The sequence below is a fragment of the Citrobacter sp. wls708 genome (genome assembly GCF_005281255.1).
Lineage (GTDB): Bacteria > Pseudomonadota > Gammaproteobacteria > Enterobacterales > Enterobacteriaceae > Citrobacter > Citrobacter werkmanii.
The window spans coordinates 1-544 of record NZ_SZXE01000041.1; the positions used below are offsets into that span (position 1 = coordinate 1).

The 544-nt window shown below is 53.3% G+C and carries 1 rRNA gene; it reads right to left on the reverse strand.

The window, feature by feature from the left end:
* Positions 1 to 12: 12 nt before the first annotated feature.
* Positions 13 to 544: ribosomal RNA gene (locus FDW97_RS21260) — 23S ribosomal RNA — on the reverse strand; the annotation flags it as partial.

Sequence of the window (544 nt, forward strand, 5' to 3'; positions counted from 1 at the left end):
CTTCGGCGTTGTAAGGTTAAGCCTCACGGTTCATTAGTATCGGTTAGCTCAATGTATCGCTACACTTACACACCCGACCTATCAACGTCGTCGTCTTCAACGTTCCTTCAGGAGACTCAAAGTCTCAGGGAGAACTCATCTCGGGGCAAGTTTCGTGCTTAGATGCTTTCAGCACTTATCTCTTCCGCATTTAGCTACCGGGCAGTGCCATTGGCATGACAACCCGAACACCAGTGATGCGTCCACTCCGGTCCTCTCGTACTAGGAGCAGCCCCCCTCAATTCTCCAGCGCCCACGGCAGATAGGGACCGAACTGTCTCACGACGTTCTAAACCCAGCTCGCGTACCACTTTAAATGGCGAACAGCCATACCCTTGGGACCTACTTCAGCCCCAGGATGTGATGAGCCGACATCGAGGTGCCAAACACCGCCGTCGATATGAACTCTTGGGCGGTATCAGCCTGTTATCCCCGGAGTACCTTTTATCCGTTGAGCGATGGCCCTTCCATTCAGAACCACCGGATCACTAAGACCTGCTTTCGC